Genomic DNA, 26,475 nt, shown 5'->3' on the forward strand with positions numbered 1-26,475 from the left:
GTGGCGCGGTGGCTCGTGGCACGCCGCCGCCGGCGGACGGCCGTCAGTGCGCGGCGAAGGCCGAGTTGATCTGCGCGGCGGCGTCGGCCGAGGCCTTGGCGACGTCCGCCTTGCCGGTGACGACCTGCTGGAACATGGTCGGGAGCACCGACTGCGCGTCGATCTGCGCCCACGCCTGGTCGAGCGGGACGAACTTGGTACCGGCCGCGATGGTGTCGGTGAACGGCTTCAGGAAGGCGTCCTTGGCCGCGACCTTGCCGCTGACGGACTTGAGCGTCGGCAGGTTGCCCATCGCGTCGTACATCTGCTCCTGGTACGCGGGGCTCGCCAGCAGCTCGGCGAACTCGACGGCCAGCGTGCGGTGCTTGGCCGCCTTCATGACGCCCAGGTTGTTGCCGCCGGCGAAGGACGGGGCGATCGACCCCGGCTTCTCGCCGGGGAACGGCACCACGCCGTACTGGCCCTTGACCGGACCCGCGTCCACCTTGCTGCGGGCGGAGTTGAGCATCACCGCCATCGACGTCTTGCCGGCCGCGAACAGGTCGATGATCTTGCCGCCGGTCAGGTCAGCGCACTGCTGGGCGGGGCACCCGTCCGGGCCGAACAGGTCGGTGTAGCGCTTGATCCCGGCCTGCGAGGCGGGCGAGTCGATCGCCGCCTTGTACTTGCCGCCGTCCGCGGTGGCGATGTCGCCGCCCGCGTCCCAGATGAGGGGCAGCGCGCCGAAGGTGTACTTGCCGCCGACGGCGATGCCGAAGGTGTCCGGGTGCGCGGCGTGGATCTTCTGGGTGGCGGTGACCAGCTCGGCGTACGAGGTCGGCGGGGTGAGGCCGGCCTCGGTGAACAGGTCGGTGCGGTAGTACAGCGCGCGCACGCCGACCCACCAGGGCACGCCGTAGGTCTTGCCGTCCACGACGGCGGTCTTGGCGATCGCCGGGTCGAGGTCGCCCTTGTCCTTCCACCCGTCCAGCTCGGCGGTGATGTCGGCGAGGCCGCCGGCGGCGACGTAGCCGGGCAGGTCGGTGTTGCCGAACTCGACCAGGTCGGGGGCGCTGTTCGGGTCGTTGAAGGCGCCCTTCATCTTGGCCGCGCGGGCCGAGGCGTCGGTGTCGATGTAGCTGATGTTGACCGTGACGCCCTGGTGGGAGGCCTGGAACTCGGTCACGGCCTTGGTGATCACGGCCTCCTTGGCCGCGTTGCCCGCCTCGTTGTAGAGCCAGACCTGCATGGTGCCGGTCCGCTCGTCGGTGGCCTTGCCGCTCGCCGGTGAGGCGGTGCCGGGGGCACAGGCGGTGGCGGCCAGGCAGCCGGCGGCGAGCACGACGGCTGCGGCGGTCCGTCCGAAGTTTCGCATGGTGGAGACCTCCCCTCCCGACAGCTGCCGCCGAGACTCGCACCGCGGGGGGCGGGCGCGTCGAAGCAGGCCCTGACCGGGGCCGATGGTGGGTGAAGTGGTGGGGGTACGGCAGGGCGCAGCGCTCGGGTGGGGCGACGTCGCCTGCTCGATGGCAGGGACGTTAGGCGGGGGCGATCCGCCCCAACAAGAGGGGGTTGACCAAAGTTTTGCACTGCACAACGTTGTATCGAAGATACGGCGATCAGGTCGCGAACGGGTACGTTCTGACAACCGCCGCCAACCCGCGGGGGAACACCGGCAGAACAAGATCAGGGAACGGACCCATGACGGAGACGGCGCCCAAGAAACCCGCGACCGAACGCAACCAGTCCTCCTCGCTGCGCCGCGCGCTCGCCGTCCTCGGCTACGTCCGCGACCACAGCGACGGGCGCGGCGTCCCGCTCGCCCAGCTCGCCGACGGACTCGGCCTCAACAAGAGCACCGTGCTGCGGCTGGCCGGCCCCCTGCTGGACGAGCACCTGCTCGACCGGGACCGCGAGACCGGCTGGTTCCGGCTGGGCCACGGCTCGCTGCGGCTCGGCCAGGCCTACCTGACCACCCTCGACCTGCGCAGCGTCGCCGCCGAGCACCTGCGCCGGCTCCAGCGCGAGGCGGGCGAGACCGTCCACCTGACCGTCTGGCAGGCCCCCGGGATCGTCTACCTGGACAAGGTCGAGGACGAGACCAACGTCCGGATGGCCTCGCGGGTCGGCAGCCGGGCTCCCGCCTACTGCACCGCCACCGGAAAGGCGATCCTCGCCTGGCTGCCCGAGGAGGCCGTCGGCGAGGTGGTCACGGCCGGCCTGCGCCCGGTGACCGCCTGGACCATCTCCGACGAACCCCGGCTGCGCGCCGACCTGGCCCGCATCCGCGCCCGCGGCTACTCGATCGACGACCGCGAGAACGAACCCGAGGTGCGCTGCGTCGCCGCCCCGATCTTCGACCACACCGGCGAGGTGACGGCCGCCCTGTCCGTCTCCGGTCTCACCTCGCGGATGACCGCCGCCAGGGTCCGCGCCCTCGGCCCGGTGGTCGCTCAGGTCGGCCTGCGGATCTCCCGCGAACTGGGCTCCGACCGCCAGCCGTCCTGAGCGCCGGCGCTGTCCCGCGTCCGGACACGCGAACGGGGCCCGGCGCCGTTTCGATGGCGCCGGACCCCGTCCGACCATGGAGCGCCAGGCCCGGATCGCACGGACTCTTCCTACTGAAAGTAGGACGTGCTCTGGTAGCACCGCTGACGCCTGACGAGGAATCACTCCCTCGCGACGAGACGAACAGTATCAGCCAGGTGATCGTTCACCGAATCGGAGGGAAACCCCGCATTCCCCGTGGTCACCGGGCCTCCCCTGTCTCCCCTGTCTCCCCGGCCTCCCCGGCCTCCCCGGCCTCAGTTCCCCGCGACCGGCACCCCCGGTCCCTGGCCGCGCTCCAGCGCCTCCAGGTCGCGCTGCAACGGCGGGTGCGGAACGGCCAGGACCGGGCAGGACGCGTGGCGGACGCAGTACGCGGTGACCGAGGGGTGCACCAGCCGGGCGAGGCGGCCGCGTTCCCGGCCCGAGCCGAGGACGAGCAGGTCTCCGGGCCGGTCGGCGCACCGCACCAGCGTGTGGCCGGTGTCGCCGCGTACCGCCTGGCAGCGCAGCCGGACGCCCGCGTAGCGACCGGCGAAGGCCTCGTCGAGGGCCTTCCGCAGCCGGGCCACGGCGGCGTCGCGACCGGCGTCGATCACCGGCGGGCAGGGGGTGCGGCGGTACCCGAGTTCGTCGCCCGGCGGCGTCCAGCAGAGCACCGCGAGCACCTCGGCGTCCGTCCGGCGGGCCTCGGCCACCCCGTGGTGCAGCGCCGCGAGGCTGCCGAGCGAGCCGCTGACGCCGACCACGATCCGGCCCTCGTCCGCACCACCACTGTCCGTCATGGCCCCGTCCCTCGTCGCTTCGCCCGGTCCGCCTCCCAGCAAAGCGGCGGGTACCGGTGCGGCTTCGCCTCCTTGACGCGGCTCTGACGCGGGGCCGGGCGTTCCGTACGCGTCCCTGATGCGGCGCGGGCGGAGCATGCTCAGGCCTCCGGCGGCCCGACCGTCCCAGGCTGCTCCGGTACGTCCGCTTCCCAGAGGTCCGCGAACATCCGGTCCAGGTGCTCCTCCCCGACCGGCGGGACCGGCAGCGGGTGGGCGGCCCGGGTGCGGAAGCCGTCGAGCAGCAGGGCGAGGTAGCGGCGCCAGAGGTCGGGGCGCAGCTCGGTGGCGGCGGGCAGCGCACGGCAGAGCGGGCCGAGCAGGAACAGCAGGTCCATGGTGACCACGTCGCGGCGCATGCTGCCCTGCTCCTGGGCGCGGGCGATCAGGGTGCCGACCGTGGTGGCGTGCTGCCGGCTGATCTCGGTCATGCCGGGGATGACCGGGATGGCCTGGGTGACCAGGTCGTTGATGCCCCGGTCGGCGGCGACCAGCTCGAAGATCCGCCCGAAGTACCGTTCGAGGCCGTTCCAGGCGTCCTCGGCGGCGAGTGCTTCCTCGCCCGCGGCGGCCAGACCGGCCCCGGCGTCCGCGAACACCTCGCCGATCAGCGCCTCGCGGGTCGGGAAGTGCCGGTAGAGGGTGGCGTTGCCGACGCCGGCCTCCTTGGCGATCTGGTCCAGCGGCACGTCCAGGCCGTGCCGGGAGAACATGTCGCGGGCGGCGGCGAGCAGCAGGTCGCGGTTGCGCTGCGCGTCTCGCCGGAGCCGCCCCGGGGGGTTGGCGCTGCTCGGTGGTGCCATGCCTCCGACCCTAGCAAGTGCCGGACGGATCCACTCGACGCCGCCGCCCCGGCCTTCGATGGCTCCCAACTGTCCTGCCGCACAGGCGAGATGGCCGGATCGTGGACGGCCGCGACCTCGGCGGGGAAACGTGCCGGGTCACCGCCGCGCTCCTGCCGGAGCGGTCCCGTCGGCCCGTCCCGGCCGCCCGCCCCCGTGCCCGCCCCAGCGCCCGCCCCGGCGCTCGCCGCACCCGGATCGCGCCGCATAGAGTGACGGATCACGGCAGGCCGGAACGATCTCCGACGGGGTGGGCATGGGTACGGGCGCGGGCACGGCACTGACGGCCCACCAGCTGATCGGGCTGCTGGTCGATCCGGACGGCTTCCACGGCTGGGACGAGCCGCCGGCCGGCCCGCCCGCCGACCCCGGCTACCGCGCCTCGCTCGACCGGGCCCGCGAACGGACCGGCCTGGACGAGGCCGTCCTCACCGGCCTCGGCCTGATCGACGGCCGGCCGGTCGCCCTGGTCGCCTCCGAGTTCGGCTTCCTCGGCGGCTCGATCGGCGTCGCCACCGCGGAGCGGATCACCCGCGCCGTCGAGCGCGCCACCGCCGAGCGGCTGCCGCTGCTCGCCCTGCCGGTCTCCGGCGGCACGCGGATGCAGGAGGGCTCGGCGGCCTTCCTCTGCATGCTGCGGATCACCGCCGCCGTCCAGGCGCACCGCGCGGCCGGCCTCCCCTACCTCAGCTACCTGCGCAACCCCACCATGGGCGGGGTCTTCGCCTCCTGGGGCACACTCGGCCAGCTGGTGTTCGCCGAGCCCGGCGCCCGGCTCGGCTTCCTCGGCCCGCGCGTGTACGAGGAACTGCGCGGTGTGGAGCTGCCGCCGGACGTCCAGCGGGCCGAGACGCTCGCCGCCCGGGGACTGGTGGACGCCGTGGTGCCGCCGCAGGAGCTGCGCGAGCTGCTCCGCCGCACGCTCGCCGTCCTCGGCACCACCCCGCCCTCCCCTCCTACGGCCCCCCGCACGGACACCAAGGCCGCCCCAGGGCGCCCCGACGCCTGGGACTCCGTCCTCCGCACCCGGCGACCCGACCGCCCCGGCACCCGCGAGCTGCTGCGGCACACCGCCGAGGAGCTGGTGCTGCTGGACGCCCCCGGCGGGCGCGGCGGGGCGCTGGTCCGGGCACTGGCCGTGCTCGGCGGGCACCCCGTCCTGGTGGTCGGCCAGCAGCGGCGGACCCCCGAGCACGAGCGCCCCTTCACCGCCGCCGACCTGCGGGCCGTACGGCGCACCGCGCGCCTGGCCGAGCAGCTCGGACTGCCGCTGGTCACCGTGGTGGACACGGCCGGCGCCGAGCTGTCCGCCCAGGCCGAGCTGGAGGGCATCGCGGTGGAGATCGCGCACTGCCTGACCACCCTGCTCGCGCTGCGCACGCCCGTCCTGGCGGTGCTGCTCGGCCAGGGCTCGGGCGGCGGGGCGCTCGCCCTGCTCCCGGCCGACCGGGTGATCGCCGCCGAGCACGCCTGGCTGGCGCCGCTGCCGCCGGAGGGCGCCTCGGCGATCGTCCACCGGGACGGTGCGCACGCCGCCGAGCTGGCCCGTTCCCAGGGGATCGGGGCGCGGCACCTGGCCGAGGTCGGCCTGGTCGACGAGGTGGTCCCGGAGCTGCCGGACGCCGCCGAGGAGCCGGCGGCGTTCTGCGCCCGGCTCGGGCAGGCCGTCGGCACGGCGCTCGGCGGCCTGGCGTCGGCCGCCGGAGCGGACCTGCTCGCGGCCAGGGCCGCCCGGCACCGGCGGCTGGGCGACCTCCGCTGACCCCCGGCGCTGCCCGACCCCCGCGCGACCACGACCGGCCACCCGACCAACCGGCCGCCCAGCCGCCCAGCCGCCGCGACGGTGTGGCGCCGGTCTCAGCACGGGGTTGATCGCCTGTACCCAACGTGCCGCGCCCGGACCGGCGCGTGACGTCGGCGGAGGCCAGGACGGTGAGTGCGCTCACACGTGATCAACGACCACGACGGACGGTAGTAGACACCGGCGGGGCGCCGGACCCGCCCCTGCGGCCCCCGCGTTCGCGCAGCTCAACGCCGGTCGGCAGGCTCCGCACGGCGGCCCCTTCGAATCCACGGCAGGCCCTTCCGTACGACCGCGGGTCGTAACGAAGGGGTCTTGGCGACGGCCGATCCGGTCTGCCAACAATGGCTCTCGTCGTCAGCCGCACCGGCACCTGTCCCGCCGGTGAACGGCTTACCGCCGAGTCACGCCCCGCGACCTTTCCGGCCCCTGTCCGGCCGTGGTCCAGGGCGGGGAGTGACCCGGCCCAACCTGATTGAGGTCCTGTTCTTCATGCCCGCTTTCAAGCTCCGCATGCGTACTTCCGCCGCGATTCTCGCCGGTGCCGCCGGTCTGACCGCCCTGGGCGCGGGTGTCCTGCCCGCCACCGCGAACGCCGCCACCGCCTCCCCGCAGGCCATCGCCGCCCAGATCGTCCCGGCCAACCAGCTGGCCGCCTTCAGCCAGATCATCGCCCACGAGTCGAGCTGGAACGTCACCGCGACCAACCCGAGCTCGGGCGCGTACGGCCTGGCCCAGGCGCTGCCGGGCTCCAAGATGGCCTCGGCCGGTGCGGACTGGAAGACCAACCCGACCACCCAGATCAAGTGGGCGCTGGACTACATGAACAGCCGCTACGGCAGCCCGAACGCCGCCTGGTCCTTCTGGCAGTCCAACCACTGGTACTAAGCCGACCCCGTCGGCTCACCAGCCTCAGCCCGTCACCTGACCACTCCCCCTCACCCCGGGGGTCGGACAGGGACCACCGGGGTGCCCGAGGGCCCGGACCCGCGCGACCCGCGTGGTCCGGGCCCTCTCGGGGTTCTCCGGTGGTCGTTCTTCCGCGGGCCCGGCTCGCCGGTTACAGCTCGTCGGTTACAGCTTGTCGGCTACGGCTCGCCGGTGAGCCCGAGCAGCTCGCGCATCCGCGCGTACTTGGCGACCAGCCGCTCGGCGGTCGCCGGGTCCAGCGAGGCGAGGCGGACCGGATCGGAGTTGTGCGCCAGGTCCGCGCGCTTGACCAGCAGCGCGCCCGGCGTGCCCAGGATGCGCCCGGTGTACTCCTCGACTGGCTCGTCCGGGCGCCGGGTGAGCGCGTCCACGATCGCCTTGGTCTCCTCCGGCAGTGCGGCCCGGGCCAGCCACTCCCGGCTCAGCCGGTCGTCCTCGACGGTGTCGTGCAGCCACCCCGCCGCGACCTGCGCCGCACTGCCGCCGCGCGCCGCCGTCCCGTGGGCGACCGCCGCGATGTGCTCGCCGTACGGGTGGCCGTTCTTGTCCACCTGCCCCTGATGGGCCCGGCGGGCGATCGCCTCCACCTCGGACAGGCTCAGGTACTGGTCCTCCATCGGCTCATCGTATGCCCGGGCGGCGGAGCGCCGCGGCCGTACCGGCTGGCGTGCTCGCGACAGACCCGTTGATCATCCCGTCTCCGGCCACTGGTTTACTGCCCCGGGGGTTCACGGCTTCGGGGGTTACCGCGCCCGGGAGTTGACGCCCCCGACGGGAGACCCCCGTCGCACCAGGCTGATCCGCCCGAGCGATCCGAGGAACCATGCCGGCCCTGCACCCCCTGCTGTCCGCCTTCGCGCCGATCTGGGTACTCACCGGCGTCGGCTACGTCGTCGGCCGCACCGGGCTGATCGGGCCCCACGCCGAGACGGTGCTCAACCGGTTCGTCTTCCACGTGGCGATGCCGGCCGCGCTGTTCCTGATGATCGCCCGCACCCCGCTGGACCGGTTCGCCAACGCCTCGATGCTCGCCTTCGCGGCCGGCACCCTCGTCACGATCGGCCTCGGGCTGCTCGCCGGGCGGCTGTTCTTCCACCGCAAGCCGGGCGAACTGGCCATCGGCGCGATGGCCTCCGGGTACGTCAACTCGGCGAACCTCGGCATCCCGGTGACCATGCAGGTCCTCGGCGACGCCTCCTTCGTGGCACCCGTGGTGCTGTTCCAGATCCTGCTGGTCACCCCGGCCGTCCTGGCCGTCCTGGACGGTGGCGCGGCCGGCCGCCGGGCACTGCTCACCCTGCCCGTGCGCAACCCGATCCTGCTGGCCACCGCGCTCGGCGCCGCCGCCTCGGCGACCGGCGTGCACCTGCCCGCCGAGCTGAACCGTTCCTTCGAGCTGCTCGGCGGCGCGGCGGTCCCCACCGCCCTGATAACCCTCGGCATCTCGCTGCACAACCGCCCGCCGGCGGACGGCCGTCCGCACCGTACCGAGGTCGGGCTGACCGTCGTGCTCAAGACCCTGATCCAGCCGCTCGTCGCACTCGCCGTGGCCGGACCGCTGCTGCACCTGCCCACCCACCAACTGCTCACCGTGGTGCTGTTCTCCGCGCTGCCCACCGCACAGAACGTCTACACCTACGCCCGCGAGTACCGGCAGGGCGCCGCCCTGGCCAGGGACGCGGTGCTCTGGTCGACGCTGGTGTCGATGGCGACGCTCTCGGTGATCAGCTGGACCCTCGGGCCCGCGTAGCCCACCGCCACCGCGTCCGCCCCGTGTCCGCCTCCCCTGTCAGCCCTGTGTCCGCCCGGCGTTCCGAGGCGGTCACTCCTTCCTGGCGGTCGCCACCACCTCGGACATGGCCTCCAGGAAGCGCCGGGCCGTCTCCAGCTCGCCGGGTCCGAACTGCCGCATCGCCGCGACCAGATCACCGATCAGCCCGCCGAAGAACCCCTGTCCCAGCTCCACCGCCCGCTCCTCCACCAGCAGCCGCACCCGCCGCCGGTCCTGCGGGTCGCGCTCGCGGCGGATCAGCCCGAGCCGCTCCAGCCGGTCCACCAGACCGGTGGTGCCCGCCGAGTTCAGGCCCAACGCCTCACCGAGCCGGCCCGGGGTGACCACCTCCCCGGCCCTGGCCGCGTCCAGGAGGTGGATCAGCGCCCGCAGGTCGGTCGGATGCAGACCGTTGCGGGCCGCGAACCCGGCTCCGAAAAGGTCGAGTTCGACCGTCAGACCACGCAGCAGGTGGACCAGCCGCATCGGCTCCGCAACCTCGGACACCCTGTCGTCCTTCCTCCGGTAGGCATGTGCCACTATTCTCTCGCTCAGCGAGATACTTGTTCCACGCGATACTCGTTCAGCGAGTGGTCCAGCTGATTCGGCACGCCATCACACCACATCCGCGGGGGCCTCGATGTCCGCCCGCACCACCGTCTCCCCCGCCCCCTTCCTCGCCGCCTACGACGCCCTGCTGGCCCGCTGGCCGGTCCCGGTCGAGGCGCTCACCGTCCGCACCGCGCACGGCACCACCCGGATCAACGCCTGTGGGCCCGCCGACGGCCGCCCGCTCGTCCTGCTGCACGGCGGCGGCGCCACCTCCACCATGTGGTTCGCCAACGCCGGCGCCTGGGCCGAGGCCGGACACCGCGTCCTCGCCGTCGACCTCATCGGCGACCCCGGCCGCAGCGTCCACGACGGCGCCGCGCTCGACGGCGTGCCCGGCCTGCTCGGCTGGCTGGACGCCGTCCTCGACCGGCTCGACGTCCCGCGGGCCGACCTCTGCGGCCACTCGTACGGCGGCTGGATCGCCCTGGAGTACGCCCTGCACGCCCCCGCCCGGGTCGGCCGGCTCGCCCTGCTCGACCCCACCCAGTGCTTCGCCGGCTTCCGTCCCGGCTACCTGCTGCGCGCCCTCCCCCTCTTCCTCCCCCGGCGCACCCCGGCCCGCGCCCGCGCCTACCTCGACTGGGAAACCGGCGACACGCCCAGCCTCGACCCCGACTGGCGCGAGCTGTACGCCCTCGGCCACGCCGGCTTCCCCGCCTCCCGCGTCGTCACCGGCCCCCGCCCCTCCCCCGAACGCCTCCGCACCCTCACCGCGCCCGTCCTCACCCTCCTCGCCGCCCACAGCCGCCCCCACTCAGCCGCCCGCGTCGCCGCCACCGCCCGCCGCATCCTCCCGGCGGCGGACGTCGCCGTCCTCCCCGGCGTCTCCCACCACAACCTCCCCATGGCCGCCGCCCCCACGGTCAACACCCGCCTCACCGAATTCCTGGCCCCCACCCGCCGTCCCTGACCAGTCCCTGACCCACCCCGACAACCACCCCCACTTCATCCCCACCGGAAGTCGGCCGGTGCGACTTCCAGCACACGGGCCGCCGCACGACCCGGGGGCGGTCAAAACGGTCCGACTCGCAGAACGCCCTGGCTGCCGAGTCTGACCGCCAGGCCCCGGGCAGCGGCTCGGCTGAAACGTCCCCGCCCACCGGGCGGGCGGGCGCCACGCTCGCCGGATCCGCAGCCGGCCGAGCGCCAGGGCATGGTCCGGCTCGCTGCCGGTACGCGCAGGGGGCACCGGCTGGAGCCGCTCGCCCATCTCCCCTGCCGGATACACCCTTCGCCGTAAGCTCCCTGACGCCGCGCCACCGCAGATTCGCGTTCGGCATCGGCTACCGACCGTTCCGGGCAAGGCCGTTGGACGGGTGCCGGGGGCTGCGACGACGCTCCGGCGATGGAGTCACCCAACATCGACCCGCGACCGGGTTCCATCACCGCGAAATCCTGGCACGACAGAACTCCCTGCCCTGACAAGGCAGCGCGCCACCGGGTCGGCACACGTGCTCGCGCCCGGTCGGCGGTCGGTGGACTCAGTAGATCAGGTAGCCCGGGCGGTGCCCTTCGTCGTCGATCTCCCCGGTGGCCTGGACCCGCAACTTGCGGGACAGCTCCTCCAGGGCCCGGGAGGCGGCGACCTCCTCGCCGATCCTGGCGAGCGGACGGTCGTCCGCGCTCTTCTCGGACTCGCCGCGCGCGCTCAAGCCCGGCGCCCGCGCACCGGTCAGCCTGGCCTCGCACGCCGTGTGCACACCGTCTTCCTCGAAGCTCAGCTCCACGTCCCACTGGTTGTGCATGCCACACCTCCTGGCGCCGGCCCCCGTCGCCCGCCTGTCCGGACCGGCACGGACGGTGACCCGCGGCGGCCGCTCACACCAGCGTGCGCCTGCCCCGCCGTCGGCGGCAAGCGCTGTCGGAAGGCCCCGCGGTCGCCGCACCACGCGCGCGTGGTGCGACCGGCCCGGCCATCGCCCCGGCGGTAGGCTGACGGGAGCGGCCGCGACGGCCGACCCACCCTCGGACCCGTCGGCACGGCGCGGACAGCGACAACCTGGTGGTCCCTCCGTGGCGGTCTTCCTCCTCGCTCTCAGCGCGGCGTGCTTCCTGGGGCTCGGCTTCGTCCTCCAGCAGCACGCGGCGCAGCAAGCCCCGCGCTCCGATCTGCTGCGCTGGCGGCTGCTGCTGGACCTGATGCGGATGCCGCAGTGGCTGCTCGGCACCGGGTTCATGGTCTGCGGGTTGATCCTCTCCGCGCTCGCGCTCAACCAGGGCGAGGTGTCGCTGGTCGAACCGCTGCTGGCCACCAATCTGATCTTCGCCATGGCGCTGGCCCGGGTGCTGACCCGTCAGACCCTGGGCCGGTCCGGCTGGGCCGGGGTCCTGCTGCTGGCCCTCGGGGTGACGGTCTTCATCGTGGCCGGGCGTCCGACGGGCGGCGGGCCACCGGCCGGGGAGCTGCGGCACTGGCTGGTGGTCGGCACCGTGGTCGGGCTGGTCCTGCTGCTGGTCTCGCTGGCCCGGCGGCTGCCGCTGTTCGAGGAGGCGACCCTGCTGGCGCTCGCCGCCGGGCTGCTCTACGGGCTCCAGGACGCGCTCACCAGGACCACCACCCAGCGGCTCGACCACGAGGGCCTGGCCGTGGTGCTGCGCAGCTGGCAGCCGTACGCGGTGGTGGCGGCGGGCGTGGTCGGGCTGCTGCTGGTGCAGAGCGCCTTCGAGGCCGCGCCGCTGCGGATGTCCCTGCCGGCGCTGACCGCCGCCCAGCCGCTGGCCGGGATCGCCTGCGCGGTGGGCTTCCTCGGCGACCGGCTGCGGGTGACCCCGGGCGCGCTGGCCTGGCAGTCGGTCGGGCTGCTGGCGATCGTGACCGGGGTGATCGTGATCGGCCGCCATCCGGCGCTTCCCGGAACCGTCCGGGACACCCTGGAGACCATCGGGGCGTCGCCGGAGGACGGGCCGGAACCGGCGGACACACCGGAGAAACGGTCCATGGACGAGCCTGTCGGGCGGAAGGAGCCGGACAAGCCGGATGGGCGGGAGGAGCCGGACAAATCGGCCGACAGGCCGACGGGCGGGTCCGAGGAGGACGACCGCCCCGGGAGCACCGGTTAGGCCCCCATGTGCTGGAGCGCGCAGGCGGACGCCGTGGCCGGAGGGCTGGTCGCGGGCGTCGGGGTGGCCTGCCTGGTCCGCGCCCACTGGTCCGGACGGCCCGAGCGCCTGCCGATCGCCGCGCTCCCCCTGGTGCTGGGCGTACACCAGCTGATCGAGGCGCTGGTCTGGCTCGGCACGGACGGCGGACTGTCGGACGGGCTCGCCGGAGCGGCCCGCACCGCCTGGGCGGTGATCGCCCTCCCGCTGCTGCCCGTCCTCGTCCCCGCCGCCGTGTGGTGCGCGACCCGCGAGCCGCGGCGACGGGCGCCCGCCGGCCTCACCCTGCTCGGCGCGGTGGTCGCCGTTCCGCTGGCCGCGGCCGTCGCCTCCCGCCCGGTGACGGCCACCGCGCGCGGCCACACCCTCGGCTACGCCATCGGCATCCCTCACCCCGCCCTCCTCCTGACCGGCTATCTCCTCGCCACCGTCGGTTCCCTCCTGCTGAGCGGCGACCGGCTGCTCCGCCGTCTCGGTGTCCTCGCCGGCGCGGGCGCCGTCGGCTGCGCCCTGCTCTGGCGTCTCGCCTTCGTCTCCACCTGGTGCGCCCTGGCAGCCCTCGTCAGCCTGCTGCTGCTCCACTGGGCCGGCCACCGGCCGACCGGCCAGGCCGCTCCGAGCACCGACCGCGCAACCGACCGGGCTCGCTAGCCGGACCCGCTGACCGGCCCTGGGTGCTCAGGCGGTGCGAGCCGTTTCCGGCGCGACGGCGGCCTCGCCGGAGGCGCCGCCCCTGAGGCGGTCCATCTCGCGCCACTCGGGCCGGAGCCCCGCCAGCGTCGTGGTCGCGAAGTACACGGCACCGGCCGCGATCAGGCTGGGTATCAGGCCGACCAGGGCGATCGAGGCGCCGGCGGCGAGCCCGCCGAGCGGGATGCCGGCCCAGGACAGGGAGCCGCTGAGGGCGTGGACGCGGCCGAGCAGGTGGCGGGGCACCCGCTCGAAGAGCACCGCACCGAGGATCGGATTGAGGAAGCCGGAGCCGAAGCCGCCGATCGCGAAGACCGTGAGCACCACCCACATCGGCGCGCCCAGGGCGAGCACCAGGAAGCGCGGCGCACCGCAGAGCAGGAAGCCGGCGAAGAAGACCGTCCGACGCGGCAGCCGGGAGGCGACGGCCGCCGCGATCAGGCTGCCGAGGACCGCGGTGCCGCCCATGACCGCGGCGGTCAGGCCGATGCCGGCCGGGCCGTTGCCCGACTCCCGCGCCCAGACCGGGACGAGCACGCTGACGAATCCGGCGTCGATCAGGTTGGTGATGCCGATCATCACGATCACGGTGAGCAGCAGCGGCTCCGACCGCAGGAACGTGAAGCCCTCGCGGAACATCCGCCAGTAGCCCGCGGTCTGCTCCTGCTCGGCCGGACCGGCGTCCGTGACCGGCACCGCCGAGCGCCCCATGCCGCGCGGCAGGGCGACCGCGATGATCAGCGACCCGAGCGCGAAGGTGCCCGCGTTGACCGCCACACCCGCCAGCGGGCCCATCAGGGCGACCAGGCCGCCGCCGACCGCGGGGCCGATCGTCGAGGCCAGCCGCTCGGTGACGCCCGACAGGCCGGTGGCGCGCTCCATCGGCACCCGGGCGTGGTCGGCCGCCTCCGGGACCATGACGGACTTGGCGAGGTCCCCCGGGCCCCGCATCGCCCCGATCACCGCGACCATCACCAGCAGCACCCAGAACGGCATCAGCCCACGCGCGTGCAGCAGTGGGATCAGCCCGGCCGCGCCGGCGCTGACCGCGTCCGTCGTCCAGGACACCACCCGCGGCCCGAGCCGGTCCACCAGCGGCCCGGTCAGCGCCTTGACCGCCACGTACGGCGCCATCTCGGCGAAGGCGACCAGTCCGGTCATGGTGGCGCTGCCGGTGGTCGCCAGGACGAACCAGGGCAGGGCGATGGCCGAGACGCGCGTCCCGGTCACGGAGACGGCCGTGGCGGTCAGCACCCCGGCCAGCGGCCGGAAGCTGCGGCCCGGCCCGTCGACGGCGGTTCTCGTGGCGGTGGTCGTGCCGCCGGTCATGTGGTTCCCCCCTCGTCGGTGCCGCCACGCACGTCCGGCAGGACGTGGAAGACGACGGATACCTGCTCCGATCCCTCCGGGACCGGCCCCTCGGCGCCCACCCAGCGGTAGCGCCTGATCACCTCGTTCAACTCGCCGGACAGCCGCTCGGCCTCGGCGGGCGTCAGCTGGAGCACCAGGTCGCTCAGGTTCACGGCCTTGCGCCAGTCGCGCGGCAGCGCCTCGAAGGCGTCCAGCGAGCGCTCGGCCGCCAGGGTGTGCGCGGCCAGAACGGACCGCAGGTAGCCGGCGGCCTCGCCCAGCTCGTCGTCGGCCATGTCGTCCACCGTCCAGACCGTGACGCGGTGGGCCGAACGCCACCAGCGCTCCCGGGCGTTGCCCCGTGCCTCGTCCTCCTCCACGAAGCCCGCGGCGGCGAGCTGGCGCAGGTGGTAGCTGGTCGCGCCGGAGTTGAGCCCCAGCTCCGCGGCGAGCCGGGTCGCCGTGGAGGGGCCGTACTTGCGCAGCATCCCCACCACCCGCAGCCGCACCGGGTGCGCCATCGCCCGCATGCTCTCGGCGGTGAGGGCGATGCTGCGCTGGTCGTCGCCGTGCTTCCAGCCCTGCTCTTCGGTCATGGCAGGAGACTAGAACCGCAAAGGGTTCTTTGCAAAGGGTTTTCTGCGAACAGGCCTTTGCGAAGGATCCGCTGCGGTTGAGCGCCGAGGAGGAGGACGCCGCCCCACGGCCCCGCCGGACGGCGGGTGCCCCCCGGCCGCTCGGCGGGGGCCGGTGGGCGGACCGCGTCCCGGAACGGGATTGTCACCCGGACGGCCTAGGCGCAGGCTGGCAGGGAGGGCCCGGACAACGGCCCGCCCCGGTCGGCCGCGGAACCGATGACGGCCGCCGGGAAGCACGAGGGGCAGGACGATGGCACGCCGGAGACTCTGGGGCTACGTCGCATCGGGGGCCCGGGCGCTCGGCGCGTTCGGCACGTTCGGCGGCACCGCCGGCGCGGGCGGCACCGGCCACCCGGGCGGGACGGGGCGCCGCGGCGGGCCGGGACGCGCGGGCGCGTCGGCGACCGCCGGGGCCGAGCAGGGCCCCGGCCCGTTCCCGCCCGGCGTGATGGCGGCGCCCAGGGCGCTCACCCGCACCGAGCTGGAGCGGCTGCGCTGGACCGGCCGGCAGGCCGGCTGCGAGCCGACGGCCCGGCACGTCCAGGTGGCCGACGTGGTCCGCCGGGTGGTGCGCGGCGGCGGCCGGGCGGCGGCCGTCACGGTCCGGATGACACCCGGGCTCCCGGTGGTGGCCGGGGACGCCCGCCGGCTGGAGGCCGCCGTGGCCGGGCTGGTCGACCAGGCGATCCGGCGCAGCCCGCTGGGCGGCCGGGTGCTGGTCCGGGCCGACGTGGCGGGCGGCGCGACCGCGCTGCGGGCGCCCGCCCGGGCCGCGGCGACCCGCGGCCGGGTGGAGATCCGGATCTCCGACCGGGGCGCCTACGAGCTGCCCGAGGCGCGCGAGTGGCTGCTCGCCGGCGCGCGGCCCGGCGGACCGGTGGGACCGGCCCTGCACAGCCTGGTGCTGGCCGCGGGCGGCCGGCTCGCGGTGGAGCCCACCCCCGGCGGCGGGCTGACCGTGGTCCTGCTGCTGACCGTCGCGTCCGGCTGACCGCACAGCGCCCGGGCGCACGCCGCACACCCGGCGGACCGGCCCAGCCGAACCTAGACTTGCCCCATGCCCCGGCTCAACGACCAGGTCAGGGAGCTGCTCCAGGAGTACGCCGACCTGATCAGCATCACCGGCGGGGACGCCTTCCGGGCCCGCGCCTACGAGAAGGCCGCCCGCGCGGTCGGCGAGCACCCGCAGGACCTGGCCGGTCTGGACGTCAAGGGCCTCCAGCGGATCCCCGGCGTCGGCAGGTCCACCGCCGAGAAGGTCGCCGAGTACCTCGCCACCGGGACGGTCCCCGCCCTGGAGGCACTGCGCGCCGAGATCCCGTCCGGCGTACGGGAGATGATGGCCGTGCCCAGCGTCGGGCCCAAGCGCGCCCTCGCCCTGTACCGCGACCTCGGGATCGCCTCGGTGGACGAACTCGCCGCGGCCGCCCGCGCCGAGAGGCTCGCCGACCTGCCGGGCTTCGGCGAGCGCAGCGGCGAGAAGATCCTGCACGGCATCGAGCTGATGCGGCGGTCCGGCGGCCGCACCCTGCTGGACACCGCCACCGAGCTGGCCGAGCAGCTGGTCGCCGCGCTCTCCGCCATCCCCGGCTGCACCCGCTGCGCGTACGCGGGCTCGCTGCGCCGGATGCGCGAGACGGTGGGCGACATCGACGTACTCGCGACCGCCGAGGACTCCGCCCCACTGATGGCCGCCCTCACCGAACTCCCGTACGTCGCCGAGGTGATCGGGAGTGGGAGCACCAAGACCTCGATCCGTACCACCGAGGGCGTACAGGTGGATCTGCGGGTCCTCCCGGAGGAGGACTGGGGAGCGGCGCTGGTCTACTTCACCGGCTCGAAGGCGCACAACATCAAGCTACGCACGATGGCCGTCCGGGCCGGGCTGAAGCTCTCGGAGTACGGGCTGTTCGAGGTGGACGGCGGCGCCAAAGTGGTCTCGGAGACCGAGGAGGAGGTGTACGCGGCGCTCGGCCTGCCGTGGATCGCGCCGCCGCTGCGCGAGGACCGGGGCGAGGTCGAGGCCGCACTGGACGGCGAGCTCCCCGACCTGGTCCGGGAGTCCGACCTGCGCGGCGACCTGCACACCCACACCGACCTGACCGACGGGCTGGCCACCCTGGAGGAGATGACCGACACCGCCGCCGCCCGCGGCTACTCCTACTTCGCCGTCACCGACCACGCCCCGGACCTGGTGATGCAGCGGATGACGGACGAGAAGATGCTCGCCCAGCGCGAGCAGCTGCGGCAACTCGCCGACCGGCACAAGAAGTTGCGGCTGCTGCACGGCACCGAACTGAACATCGGCCCGGACGGCGGGGTGGACTGGCCGCCCGCTTTCCTGGCCGGCTTCGACGTCTGCGTGGCCTCCGTGCACTCGCACTTCGCCCTGGACCGGGCCGCCCAGACCCGCCGGCTGATCCGCGCCTGCGAGAACCCGTACGTGCACGTCATCGGCCACCTCACCACCCGCAGGATCGGCCGCCGCGAGCCGATCGACGTCGACCTGGACGCGGTGTTCGAGGCCGCCGCGCGCACCGGCACCGCGATCGAGATCAACAGCTCCCCGCAGCGGCTCGACCTGCGCGACGAGGACGTCCTGCGGGCCCGGCGGCACGGCGTGCGCTTCGCTGTCGACAGCGACGCGCACGCCACCGGCCAGCTCGCCTACCCGCGCTTCGGCATCGGCACGGCGCAGCGCGGCTGGCTCACCGCCGAGGACGTGGTCAACACCTGGACCTGGCAGAGGCTGAAGCACTTCCTCCGCAAGGACGCGGTGCCGAAGTAGCGCCGCACGGGGCCGCCACCCCCGCCGGGGCCCGCCGCGCCCGCCCGAGCGTCACTCCCCGCCCCAGGAGGCCCCCGGCGAATCCAGCACCCGGGTCAGGATGCCGTCCAGTTCCTCGGGCGGCAGCTGCTTGGCCGGGTCCACCGGGTTGGCGATCAGGACGGCCTGCGGCAGGTCCAGCCGGTCGCGGGCCTCGGTGACCCTGGCGGCCTGGTCGGGCGACTCCACGCTGAAGTTGATCTCGTGGCCGGAGTCGGTGACGTAGAAGCCGGGGTACTTGCGGGTGCGGTAGCCGACGACCGGGATGTTGTGGGTCTCGAAGCGCTCCAGGGTGGCCCGGATGTCCAGGATGGACTTCACGCCCGCACTGATCACGGTGACCGGGGTGGCGGCCAGGGTGGTGATGTCGGCCGACTCGTCGAAGCTCTCCGAGGCGCCGAAGTGCACGCCGCCGAGCCCCCCGGTGGAGAAGACCCGGATGCCCGCGCGGTGGGCGAGGAAGGCGGTGGCCGCGACGGTGGTGCCGCCGTGCCGGCCGAGCGCGACGACCACCGGCAGGTCACGCAGGCTCACCTTGTCCAGGCCGTCGGTGGCGGACAGTTCGGTGATCTGCCCGGTGCTCAGGCCGACCGTCGGCACTCCGGCGTGCACCCCGATCGTCGCCGGCACGACGCCCGCCTCGCGCAGTCGCCGCTCCGCCTCCAGCGCGACGGCCAGGTTGCGCGGCCGCGGCAGGCCGTGGGTGAAGATGGTCGACTCCAGGGCGACCACCGGCCGTCCGTCGGCGAGCGCCCGGGCGACCTCCTCGGCGACCCGGATGGCGGGAGCGGTGCGGGGCAGTCCGGTCATGCCGGGAGCCTCCTGTGAGGTTGCCACTGCGAGGGGGCAGCGTGCGGCTCAGCGTATGGACGGTTCGCACCGGAATCCAGAGTGCCCGACTGCCCGGCCCGCCACCGCCGTCGCTGCCGCGCGGGCAGCAGCCCCGCCACGCCCGGGCAGGCCGGGGCGAAGTCCCGACCTGCCCGGGTTGCGAAGATTGCCCGAATCCAGTCCGTCCACCCCTGGTGCACGGCGCGTGGGAGGCGCATGATGGGAGGTGGACCTGTGAGGCAGCTGAAATAGTTCGACCGCAGGAGGCAGTGGCGACGGATCGAGACGGATCAGGGTCTGCCGCTGGGTACTACCTCGGTCGACGATCGAACTACCGGCCGGAGGACGTGACGTCCGGAGGCCACCCCAGTCTCACAGGTTCAGCGCGCCCACGGAGCATCCCCTCGGCCCCGTGGACGCGCACCCGTCTGGACGCGCACCCGTTGCCGGCTACCGGGCCGCCCAGCCCATCTCCCAGGCGTGCACCGCGATCCCGACCCGGTTCGCCACCCCGAGCTTGCGCTGGATGCTGGCGACGTGGGTCTTGACCGTCCCCGGCGAGATGAACAGCTCCGCGGCGATGTCCGCGTTGGTGCGGCCGGCCGCGACGTGCCCGGCGATCTCCATCTCCCGCTCGGTCAGCGGCACCACGAACGCGGGCCGTCGGCGCTCCGGGCGGCGCGGCGCCGTCACGTGCCGCAGCAGCCGGACCGTGACCGACGGGCTGATCAGGCTCTCCCCGTCCGCCGCCGCCCGCACCGCCTCGGCCAGCAGGGACGGCCCTGAACGTTTCAGCAGGAAGCCGGACGCGCCGTGCTGCAGGGCCGGGTACACGTACTCGTCCAGGTCGAAGGTGGTCAGCACCACCACCCGCACCGGCTCCGCCACCCCCGGCCCGGCCAGCCGCCGGGTCAGCTCCAGCCCGTCCATCCGCGGCATCCGGATGTCCACCAGCGCGACGTCCGGCCGCAGTTCGGCCGCCAGCCGCAACGCGGCCAGCCCGTCCGCCGCCTCGCCCACCACCTCGATGTCCGGCTGGGCCGCCAGGATCCGCCGCACCCCGCGCCGGACGGCCTCCTGGTCGTCCGCGATCAGGGTGCGGATCACCCGCTGACGCCCGCCGTTCGTACTCGTCACGCCCAGCAGTGTGGCGTACGGCCGCCGGACGGGAAAATTCACGCGTCGGACCGGGCCCGGTTCACCTTCGTCCGGTGAGCTGGCCGCCATGAACGAATCCAGTGGACGTCCTTCCGTCAGCAGGCGCGGGCTCCTGTCCGGTGCGACCGGTGTCGGCCTCGGCGGCGCCGTCTCCCTCTCCGGTGTCTCGGCGACCCCGGCCGCCGCCTCCCCGGTGCTGTGGCAGCGGCCGGGCCGCTCCGGTGCGCCACGCGTGGGCGGCCTGCACCTCCAGTTCGGCTCGGACGCCTCGCGCGAGGTGGCGGTCTCCTGGCACACCACCACGTCCGTCGGCAACCCCCGCGTGATGTACGGGACTTCGAGCAGCGGCTTCGGCCGGACGGTCCAGGCCGCGACCCGCACCTACCGGGACGCCGCCTCCGGCACCGAGGTCCAGGCGCACCACGCCCGGCTGACCGGGCTGCGCGCCGACACGGACTACGTCTACGCCGCCGTCCACGACGGCACCACCCCCGAGCTCGGCACCGTCCGCACCGCCCCGCGCGGCCGCTCCGCCTTCACGTTCACCAGCTTCGGCGACCAGGGCACCCCCACCCTCGGCAGGAAGACCGCCAACGGCTACGTGAACGACAACCTGGGCAGCCCCGCCGCCGGCGACACCACCGCCGGGGTCGAACGGATCGCCCCGCTGTTCCACCTGCTCAACGGCGACCTCTGCTACGCCAACATCGCCAGCGACCGGGTCCGCACCTGGTCCGACTGGTTCGAGAACAACAGCCGCTCGGCCCGCCACCGCCCCTGGATGCCCGCGGCCGGCAACCACGAGAACGAGAAGGGCAACGGCCCGATCGGCTTCGGCGCGTACCAGGCGTACTTCGAGCTGCCGGACGCCCGCTCCGACGCGGAGACCCGCGGCCTGTGGTACTCGTTCACGGCCGGCTCGGTGCGCGTGATCAGCCTCAACAACGACGACGTGGCCTACCAGGACGGCGGCAACAGCTACGTCCACGGCTACTCCGGCGGAGCCCAGCAGCGCTGGCTGGAGCGGGAGTTGATCGCCGCCAACGCGGACCCGGGGATCGACTGGATCGTGGTGTGCATGCACCAGGTGGTGATCTCCACCGCCGACAGGTTCAACGGCGCCGACCTCGGCATCCGCGAGACCTGGGTGCCGCTGTTCGACAGGTACGGGGTCGACCTGGTGGTCTGCGGCCACGAGCACCACTACGAGCGCTCGCACCCGATCCGCGGCCAGCAGCCGACCGACACCCGTACGCCGGTCCCGGTCTCGACCGGCACCGAGACCATCGACACCACCAAGGGCACCGTCCACATGGTGATCGGCGGCGGCGGCACCTCCTCCCCGTCCAACCAGCTCTTCTTCAGCCCCGCCAAGGCCCGGGTGATCACCGGAGTCGGCGCCGCCGACCCGGCCACCGGCAAGCGCCCGCCGGTGTACGTGATCGAGGACGCCCCCTGGTCCGCCTTCCGGGACGCCGACAACCCGTACGGCTTCGCGTCCTTCGACGTCGACCCGGGCGGCCGCAACGGGCAGACCACCATCGGCGTCACCTACTACTCCGTCAGCGGCCCGTTCGGGGAGCTCGTCCCGGTCGACCGCTTCACCCTGACCCGACCGCGCCGCGCCCGCGGCGGCGGCCGGGGCCACTGACCGCCGCGCCCCGCCCGGCTGACGGCGCAGTCGGCCGGGCGGGCACGCGTCTCAGCGTCCGGGAAGGGAGCAGCTGACCCGCCAGCCCCCGGACGGACCGGGGCCGGCGGTCAGTGAGCCCCCGTGGGCGGCGGCGCGGGCGGTGAGCCCGGCCAGGCCGGTGCCGCCGGCGCCGGGGCGGCGCAGCAGCGGCTTCCGGCCGGGGCCGCCACCGTCGTCGGTGACGGTCAGTTCGACGGCACCGTCCTCGCCGGGGGCCGCCCGGACGGTGACCTCGGTGGCCTGCGGTGCGTGCCGGCGGATGTTGGTGAGGGCCTCCAGTACGACGGCGTACCCGGTCGCCTCGGCCTCGGCGGAGAGCCGGCCCGCCGTGCCGGCGGCCAGGTCCGCGGTGGCGCGCAGGCTGCCGGTGGCACCGAAGCGGGCGACCAGTCCGGGAAGGTCGGCCAGACCCGACCGGCGGGTGGTCGCACCGTCGGAGCGCGTCTCCCGGTCGTCCCGGCCACCCTGGTCCACCCGGCCGTCCTGGCCGCTCGGCTCGCGCAGGGCGCCGACCATCTCGTCCATCGAGTCCAGCGCCCGCAGCCCGGCCTGCTCCAGACGGCGCAGCAGCGCGCCGGTCTCCTCCGGCTCCTGGCCGGGGAGTTGACCGACCTGGGCCTCCAGCACGATGCCGGTGATCTCGTGCGCGACGAAGTCGTGCAGCCCCCGGGCCACCTCCAGCCGCTGCTCGCGCCGCGCCCGGGCGACCGCCCGCCCCCGACGGCCGTCCAGGACACGCAGGTAGAGGGCAGCCCCGGCGACGCCGAGCAACGGCAGCAGCGAGACCAGCACTCCGGCCACCGGCCCGGCCGCGCCGCCCTGCGGCGTCCGCAGGGCGAACCGCAGCGGCAGCAGCGTTGCCGCGAGCCCGAGCAGCCCGCCGACCGCCCAGACCGAGCGGTCGGGCAGCCGCCGGACGGCCCGGAAGAGCAGCCCGAGCAGGGCGAGCCACTCGAACGGCAGCCAGAACGCGGGCAGCCGGTACGGCCCCTGGTAGACCAGGTCGACCAGCAGCGAGGCGGCGGCCACCGCCCCGGCGGCCGTGCCGAGGGTGATCCGCCCGGCGGGCCACGGCAGCAGCGCCGCCGGCGCGGTGAGCGCCGCCGTCAGGGCGAGCAGCACGGCCGCTCCCCGGGCGTCCGGCTGCGCCAGCGCGACGGGCGCCAGCAGGGCGAGCGCGGAGCCGGCGGCGAGCGGCCGGCGGATCCGGGCCGGCCACGGCCGACCGGAACCGGAGCGTACGGAGGGAGAGTCGGTGCGCACCCGGCCGAGCCTACGGGCAGCTCTCCCGGGGGAGTCGGCCTCCTCCTCGTGAAGGAGCGTCCGGCCGTCGACTCCCCTCCGCAGCGGGAGGTCCGCGCGGCCGATCGCGAGCATGCTCGAAGGCGTCGGAAGAACCGCTCCGGAACCACCACGCAGGACGACGCGCCGGGACCACCGCGCCGAAGGAGACCCAACCGCCATGAACCGCCGTTTCACCACCGCCGCAGTCGCACTCCTCCTGCTGGCCGGGACGGTCGCCGCCGCGGCACCGGCCGCCACCGCCGCGGCGGACGGCTTCGGCCCGGTGAGCGTGCGCGGCACCGGCGACACCGTCCTCACCTCCGCGTTCCAGGGCTTCGAGGGAGACCCGGTGCGGATCTCGGTGGACGCCCGCGCCACCACCGACTCCGTCCCCGGCAGCACCGGCGGCCACTTCCACGTCCGCCACGTGCACACCGACGGCCGGCTGGTCGCCGACTTCGAGGGGGACATCACCTGCCTGGCCGTCGGCGGCCGGGAGGCGATCGCCACCGGAGTGGTCACCAAGGGCGAGGCGCCGTGGTTCCCCGGCCTGGAGCTGGTCGGCTCGAAGGTCTCGGTCTCGGTGGAGGACAACGGGCGGCGCGGGGACCGGATGGGCTGGGTCTGGGGCGCGCTCGGCAAACCGGTGTCGGACTGCCAGGGCACGGTAGCGTTCATCCGCACGACCAGTGGCGACTTCTCCGTGCGCGGCTGACACCCGAACGACCGGGCCTGCCGAGGCCTCTCCGGTCCGACCGGGCTGCCCGCCGCCCGAGCGCCCGAAGACCCGGAGGCCCCGTTGTCCCACGACCGTCCGACCGCACCACCACAAGCGGGCGCGGGGTTCAACGGCCTCACAGGGGAGGGCCGTTGAACCCCGCGCTCTACCATCAGCCGCCCGACTACGCCCGACTCGCCGCCGTCGGGCCGTACTTCGCGCTGGACACCGCCGGGGACGGGCCGCCGGCGGGCTTCCGGCCGCTGGCCGAGCTGTACGGCACCGGGCCGGACGCGCCGCTGGCGACGCGGCTGCGGGTGGTGGCGCAGCGGCTCGGCACCGGTGAACCCCGGGTGGCCGCCTCGATCCTGCACCTGGGGCTGGCCGCCCGGTTCTGGTCGGTGGGCCTGGGCTCGGCCGTCCTGCTGGGGACGGTCCCGACCCTGGAGCAGGCCTGGATGCGGATCCCCGACCAGGGCCCGCTCGACCTGTGGACCCCACCGGAGCCCGCCGGGCCGGCCGCGGGAACGCTCGCCGACCGGCTCCACGAGGCCGTCCTGCTCGGCCGGCTGGAGCCGCTGGCGGCCGCCGTCCGGGCCGTCGCCCCGCTCTCCCCGCGCCTGCTGCTCGGCAACGCCGCCTCGGCGCTGGCCGGGACGCTGCGGGTGCTGGACGGCCATGCGCCGGGCGCTGCCCGGGCGTTGGCGGCGGAGCTGCTCGACCGTCCGCCGCTGGCCGGCTCCGGCACCCTGCGCACCGGGCCCCGCGGCACCGCGTTCCGGCGGAACAGCTGCTGCCTCTACTACCGGGTGGGACCGGGCGCCGGGCTCTGCGGGGACTGCTGTTTCAGCGCGCCGCCCGGCCGCGGGAAGCCGAGCGGCTGATGCCTTCACCACTGAAGGTCATACCGGGGCCGCCCCCAGCCGCGCGCCGGCCCTGACGGCTCCTCAGGCGGAGGCCGGCTCCGGAAACGGACGGCACGCCACCGCGTCACTCGCCGCGATCTCCCGGTGCTGCCCGGCGAAGCGCTTCCGGATTCCCATGGGGTGCCCCTCGGCCGAGTGCGCACCCTTGCCGCCGGAATCCCGATCTCCTATGTTTTCCCGGCGACTTCGGCCTCGTGCACGGCGCCGAGCCCGAGCATCACCCCGCAGCGCTCCCCCACGCCTCACGACACGTTCCCAGGAGCAGGTCATGACCGATGCCGGTGCACGTGCCACCCTCGACTCCCCCGACCCGGACGCCGAACGGCTGGCCGCCCTCGGCTACACCTCCGAGTTCAGGCGCGACATGAGCCTCTGGGCGAACTTCTCGCTGGGCTTCACCTATCTCTCCCCCGTCGTCGGCGTGTACACGCTCTTCGCCTCCTCCCTCGCCACCGCGGGGCCGCCGATGGTCTGGAGCTTCCTGATCGCGGGCGTCGGCCAGTTGCTGGTGGCCCTGGTGTTCAGCGAGGTGGTCGCCCAGTTCCCGGTGGCCGGCGGGGTCTACCCGTGGGCGCGCCGGCTCTGGGGCCGCACCTGGGGCTGGCTGACCGGCTGGGTCTACCTGCTGGCGCTGATGTCCACCATCGCGGCCGTCTCGTACGGTGCCGGCCCCTACGTGGCCGTCCTGCTGGGCGTCGAACCGAGCACCGCGACGACCGTCTGGTGCGCGCTCGGCCTGCTGGCGCTGGCCACCGTGATCAACCTCGGCGGCACCCGGGTGCTGTCGGCGGCGGCGGTGTTCGGCTTCGCCGCCGAGCTGCTCGGCGCCCTGGCGGTCGGCGCCTGGCTGCTGCTGACGCACCGCCACCACGGCCTCGGCGTGGTCCTCGACCGCTTCGGCGCGGGCGGCGACGGCAGCTACGCCGACGCCTTCCTGGCCGCCGGCCTGATCGCGGTGTTCCTGTTCTTCGGTTTCGAGGCCTGCGGCGACGTCGCCGAGGAGGTGCCCGATCCGGGCCGACAGATCCCCAAGTCGATGCGGCGCACCATCTACGTCGGCGGCGCGGCGGCGATCGGGGTCAGCCTGGCCCTGGTGATGTCGATCCAGGACATCGGCGCGGTGGTCTCCGGTGACGACGGGGACCCGGTGGCCAGGGTGCTGCACGACGCCTTCGGGGCGGCCGGCGCCCGGGTGGTGATCGGCGTGGTGCTGATCTCCTTCCTGTCCTGCGTGCTGAGCCTCCAGGCGGCGGCGAGCCGGCTCGCGTACTCCTTCGCCCGGGACCGGATGATCGTCGGCAGCCGGCTGCTGGCCACCGTCTCGGACCGGCTGCGGGTGCCGCCGTACGCGCTGCTGCTCGCGGCGACGCTGCCCGGGGTGATCATCGTGGGCGCCTCGGCGCTCTCCGAGGGAGCACTCACGAAGATCATCTCCTTCTCCACCATCGGCATCTACCTGGCCTTCCAGATGGTGGTGCTGGCCGCCCTGCGGGCCCGGCTGCGCGGCTGGCGCCCGAGCGGGGACTTCCGGCTCGGGCGCTGGGGCCTGGCGGTGAACGTCGGCGCGCTGGTCTACGGCGTCGCCGCGATCGTGAACATCTGCTGGGGCCGCACCCCGGACGCCGCCTGGTACGACGACTACCTGGTGCTGCTCTCGGCGGTGGTCGTCCTCGCGGCCGGCGGCCTCTACCTCGCGCTGGCCCGTCCGCACCTGCGCGGCGACGCCCCCTCGGGCGACGCGACGGCCGGTGCCGCACCGACGAGGGGGCAGGCATGACGGGGCTCCCACGCTCCGGCCTCCCGGTCGCCGACGGCGGAACCTCGCCGCGCCCCACCTGACCACGCCGCCTGCCGCCCCCGACGCCGACGCTCGGCGCGGTCGCGCCGAGGCCCGCGTCCGGCCTGTCCGGGGCCGGGCGCGGGCCGTCCTTCCCCACCCGGTGCCGATGCCCGTG

General features: G+C 74.6%; 23 protein-coding genes and 1 pseudogene. 13 read left to right on the plus strand and 11 right to left on the minus strand.

From position 1 onward, the window contains the following. Positions 1 to 43: 43 nt before the first annotated feature. Positions 44 to 1,354: an extracellular solute-binding protein gene (locus ACIQOW_RS18050; protein ID WP_188301085.1), complete on the minus strand. Its 1,311-nt coding sequence runs from the start codon at positions 1,352 to 1,354 to the stop codon at positions 44 to 46. Positions 1,355 to 1,680: 326 nt separating this feature from the next. On the opposite strand from ACIQOW_RS18050, the gene ACIQOW_RS18055 reads away from it, so the two are divergent. Next, complete coding sequence (locus tag ACIQOW_RS18055) at positions 1,681 to 2,487, plus strand: IclR family transcriptional regulator (RefSeq protein WP_188301086.1); 807 nt, start codon at positions 1,681 to 1,683, stop codon at positions 2,485 to 2,487. A gap of 296 nt (positions 2,488 to 2,783) precedes the next feature. Here the strand turns inward: ACIQOW_RS18055 and ACIQOW_RS18060 are convergent, their stop codons facing one another. Both ACIQOW_RS18060 and ACIQOW_RS18065 read right to left on the minus strand, forming a co-directional pair. After that, positions 2,784 to 3,311 (minus strand): universal stress protein, encoded by a 528-nt coding sequence (locus ACIQOW_RS18060; RefSeq protein ID WP_401085741.1) that lies wholly within the window; start codon positions 3,309 to 3,311, stop codon positions 2,784 to 2,786. 140 nt (positions 3,312 to 3,451) lie between these two features. Continuing rightward, positions 3,452 to 4,153: a TetR/AcrR family transcriptional regulator gene (locus ACIQOW_RS18065; protein ID WP_401085744.1), complete on the minus strand. Its 702-nt coding sequence runs from the start codon at positions 4,151 to 4,153 to the stop codon at positions 3,452 to 3,454. A gap of 295 nt (positions 4,154 to 4,448) precedes the next feature. Between ACIQOW_RS18065 and ACIQOW_RS18070 the strand changes: the two genes are divergently transcribed. Both ACIQOW_RS18070 and ACIQOW_RS18075 read left to right on the plus strand, forming a co-directional pair. Next, complete coding sequence (locus tag ACIQOW_RS18070; RefSeq protein WP_401085747.1) at positions 4,449 to 5,954, plus strand: carboxyl transferase domain-containing protein; 1,506 nt, start codon at positions 4,449 to 4,451, stop codon at positions 5,952 to 5,954. 552 nt (positions 5,955 to 6,506) lie between these two features. After that, the gene (locus ACIQOW_RS18075; protein ID WP_223245427.1) at positions 6,507 to 6,881 is read left to right on the plus strand and encodes a transglycosylase SLT domain-containing protein; all 375 of its coding nucleotides are present in this window, start codon (positions 6,507 to 6,509) and stop codon (positions 6,879 to 6,881) included. Between the two features lie 200 nt (positions 6,882 to 7,081). On the opposite strand, the gene ACIQOW_RS18080 is transcribed toward ACIQOW_RS18075, so the two are convergent. After that, entirely contained in the window at positions 7,082 to 7,540 is a 459-nt protein-coding gene (locus tag ACIQOW_RS18080) for an HD domain-containing protein (protein ID WP_401085751.1), read from the minus strand. Between the two features lie 206 nt (positions 7,541 to 7,746). Between ACIQOW_RS18080 and ACIQOW_RS18085 the strand changes: the two genes are divergently transcribed. After that, positions 7,747 to 8,673, plus strand: coding sequence for an AEC family transporter (locus ACIQOW_RS18085; RefSeq protein WP_401085753.1), 927 nt, complete (start codon positions 7,747 to 7,749; stop codon positions 8,671 to 8,673). 72 nt (positions 8,674 to 8,745) lie between these two features. Here ACIQOW_RS18085 and ACIQOW_RS18090 read toward each other — a convergent pair whose 3' ends face one another. Further along, complete coding sequence (locus ACIQOW_RS18090; RefSeq protein WP_401085898.1) at positions 8,746 to 9,180, minus strand: MarR family winged helix-turn-helix transcriptional regulator; 435 nt, start codon at positions 9,178 to 9,180, stop codon at positions 8,746 to 8,748. A gap of 154 nt (positions 9,181 to 9,334) precedes the next feature. Between ACIQOW_RS18090 and ACIQOW_RS18095 the strand changes: the two genes are divergently transcribed. Further along, the gene (locus tag ACIQOW_RS18095) at positions 9,335 to 10,216 is read left to right on the plus strand and encodes an alpha/beta fold hydrolase (RefSeq protein ID WP_401085756.1); all 882 of its coding nucleotides are present in this window, start codon (positions 9,335 to 9,337) and stop codon (positions 10,214 to 10,216) included. A gap of 571 nt (positions 10,217 to 10,787) precedes the next feature. Here the strand turns inward: ACIQOW_RS18095 and ACIQOW_RS18100 are convergent. Then, positions 10,788 to 11,051, minus strand: a complete 264-nt coding sequence (locus ACIQOW_RS18100) for a dsRBD fold-containing protein (protein ID WP_188301093.1) — start codon at positions 11,049 to 11,051, stop codon at positions 10,788 to 10,790. Positions 11,052 to 11,319: 268 nt separating this feature from the next. Between ACIQOW_RS18100 and ACIQOW_RS18105 the strand changes: the two are divergent. Further along, positions 11,320 to 12,159 (plus strand): annotated as a pseudogene (locus tag ACIQOW_RS18105) (DMT family transporter); the annotation flags it as partial. A gap of 213 nt (positions 12,160 to 12,372) precedes the next feature. Further along, positions 12,373 to 13,056, plus strand: coding sequence for a DUF6629 family protein (locus ACIQOW_RS18110; protein WP_401085759.1), 684 nt, complete (start codon positions 12,373 to 12,375; stop codon positions 13,054 to 13,056). 27 nt (positions 13,057 to 13,083) lie between these two features. On the opposite strand, the gene ACIQOW_RS18115 is transcribed toward ACIQOW_RS18110, so the two are convergent. Continuing rightward, positions 13,084 to 14,424, minus strand: a complete 1,341-nt coding sequence (locus tag ACIQOW_RS18115) for an MFS transporter (RefSeq protein WP_401085762.1) — start codon at positions 14,422 to 14,424, stop codon at positions 13,084 to 13,086. Further along, on the minus strand, positions 14,421 to 15,041 hold the full coding sequence (locus ACIQOW_RS18120; RefSeq protein ID WP_188301096.1) for a helix-turn-helix transcriptional regulator: 621 nt from the start codon (positions 15,039 to 15,041) through the stop codon (positions 14,421 to 14,423). The genes ACIQOW_RS18115 and ACIQOW_RS18120 overlap by 4 nt, the downstream gene beginning before the upstream one ends. A gap of 292 nt (positions 15,042 to 15,333) precedes the next feature. On the opposite strand from ACIQOW_RS18120, the gene ACIQOW_RS18125 reads away from it, so the two are divergent. Both ACIQOW_RS18125 and polX read left to right on the plus strand, forming a co-directional pair. Beyond that, positions 15,334 to 16,074 carry a hypothetical protein gene (locus ACIQOW_RS18125; protein WP_401085765.1) on the plus strand — a complete coding sequence of 247 codons (741 nt, stop codon included), beginning with the start codon at positions 15,334 to 15,336 and terminating at the stop codon, positions 16,072 to 16,074. A 66-nt stretch (positions 16,075 to 16,140) separates the two neighbouring features. Continuing rightward, entirely contained in the window at positions 16,141 to 17,871 is a 1,731-nt protein-coding gene (gene polX, locus ACIQOW_RS18130) for a DNA polymerase/3'-5' exonuclease PolX (RefSeq protein ID WP_401085768.1), read from the plus strand. A 51-nt stretch (positions 17,872 to 17,922) separates the two neighbouring features. On the opposite strand, the gene ACIQOW_RS18135 is transcribed toward polX, so the two are convergent. Then, positions 17,923 to 18,720: a pseudouridine-5'-phosphate glycosidase gene (locus tag ACIQOW_RS18135; RefSeq protein ID WP_401085770.1), complete on the minus strand. Its 798-nt coding sequence runs from the start codon at positions 18,718 to 18,720 to the stop codon at positions 17,923 to 17,925. Positions 18,721 to 19,191: 471 nt separating this feature from the next. Beyond that, entirely contained in the window at positions 19,192 to 19,878 is a 687-nt protein-coding gene (locus ACIQOW_RS18140; protein WP_401085772.1) for a response regulator, read from the minus strand. Between the two features lie 88 nt (positions 19,879 to 19,966). On the opposite strand from ACIQOW_RS18140, the gene ACIQOW_RS18145 reads away from it, so the two are divergent. Next, positions 19,967 to 21,550 (plus strand): purple acid phosphatase family protein, encoded by a 1,584-nt coding sequence (locus tag ACIQOW_RS18145; protein ID WP_401085775.1) that lies wholly within the window; start codon positions 19,967 to 19,969, stop codon positions 21,548 to 21,550. A gap of 51 nt (positions 21,551 to 21,601) precedes the next feature. On the opposite strand, the gene ACIQOW_RS18150 is transcribed toward ACIQOW_RS18145, so the two are convergent. Further along, positions 21,602 to 22,855 carry a sensor histidine kinase gene (locus ACIQOW_RS18150; RefSeq protein WP_401085779.1) on the minus strand — a complete coding sequence of 418 codons (1,254 nt, stop codon included), beginning with the start codon at positions 22,853 to 22,855 and terminating at the stop codon, positions 21,602 to 21,604. A 199-nt stretch (positions 22,856 to 23,054) separates the two neighbouring features. Here ACIQOW_RS18150 and ACIQOW_RS18155 point away from each other — a divergent pair, with 199 nt between their 5' ends. The 3 genes from ACIQOW_RS18155 to ACIQOW_RS18165 all read left to right on the plus strand — a co-directional run bounded on the left by ACIQOW_RS18155 (position 23,055) and on the right by ACIQOW_RS18165 (position 26,297). Next, entirely contained in the window at positions 23,055 to 23,591 is a 537-nt protein-coding gene (locus ACIQOW_RS18155; RefSeq protein ID WP_401085782.1) for a hypothetical protein, read from the plus strand. A 155-nt stretch (positions 23,592 to 23,746) separates the two neighbouring features. Further along, the gene (locus ACIQOW_RS18160; protein ID WP_401085785.1) at positions 23,747 to 24,478 is read left to right on the plus strand and encodes a (2Fe-2S)-binding protein; all 732 of its coding nucleotides are present in this window, start codon (positions 23,747 to 23,749) and stop codon (positions 24,476 to 24,478) included. Positions 24,479 to 24,788: 310 nt separating this feature from the next. After that, on the plus strand, positions 24,789 to 26,297 hold the full coding sequence (locus ACIQOW_RS18165; RefSeq protein WP_401085788.1) for an APC family permease: 1,509 nt from the start codon (positions 24,789 to 24,791) through the stop codon (positions 26,295 to 26,297). The last annotated feature ends 178 nt before the right edge of the window (positions 26,298 to 26,475 follow it).

Origin of the sequence: Kitasatospora sp. NPDC091335, from assembly GCF_044757205.1 — a bacterium.
Taxonomy (GTDB): domain Bacteria; phylum Actinomycetota; class Actinomycetes; order Streptomycetales; family Streptomycetaceae; genus Kitasatospora.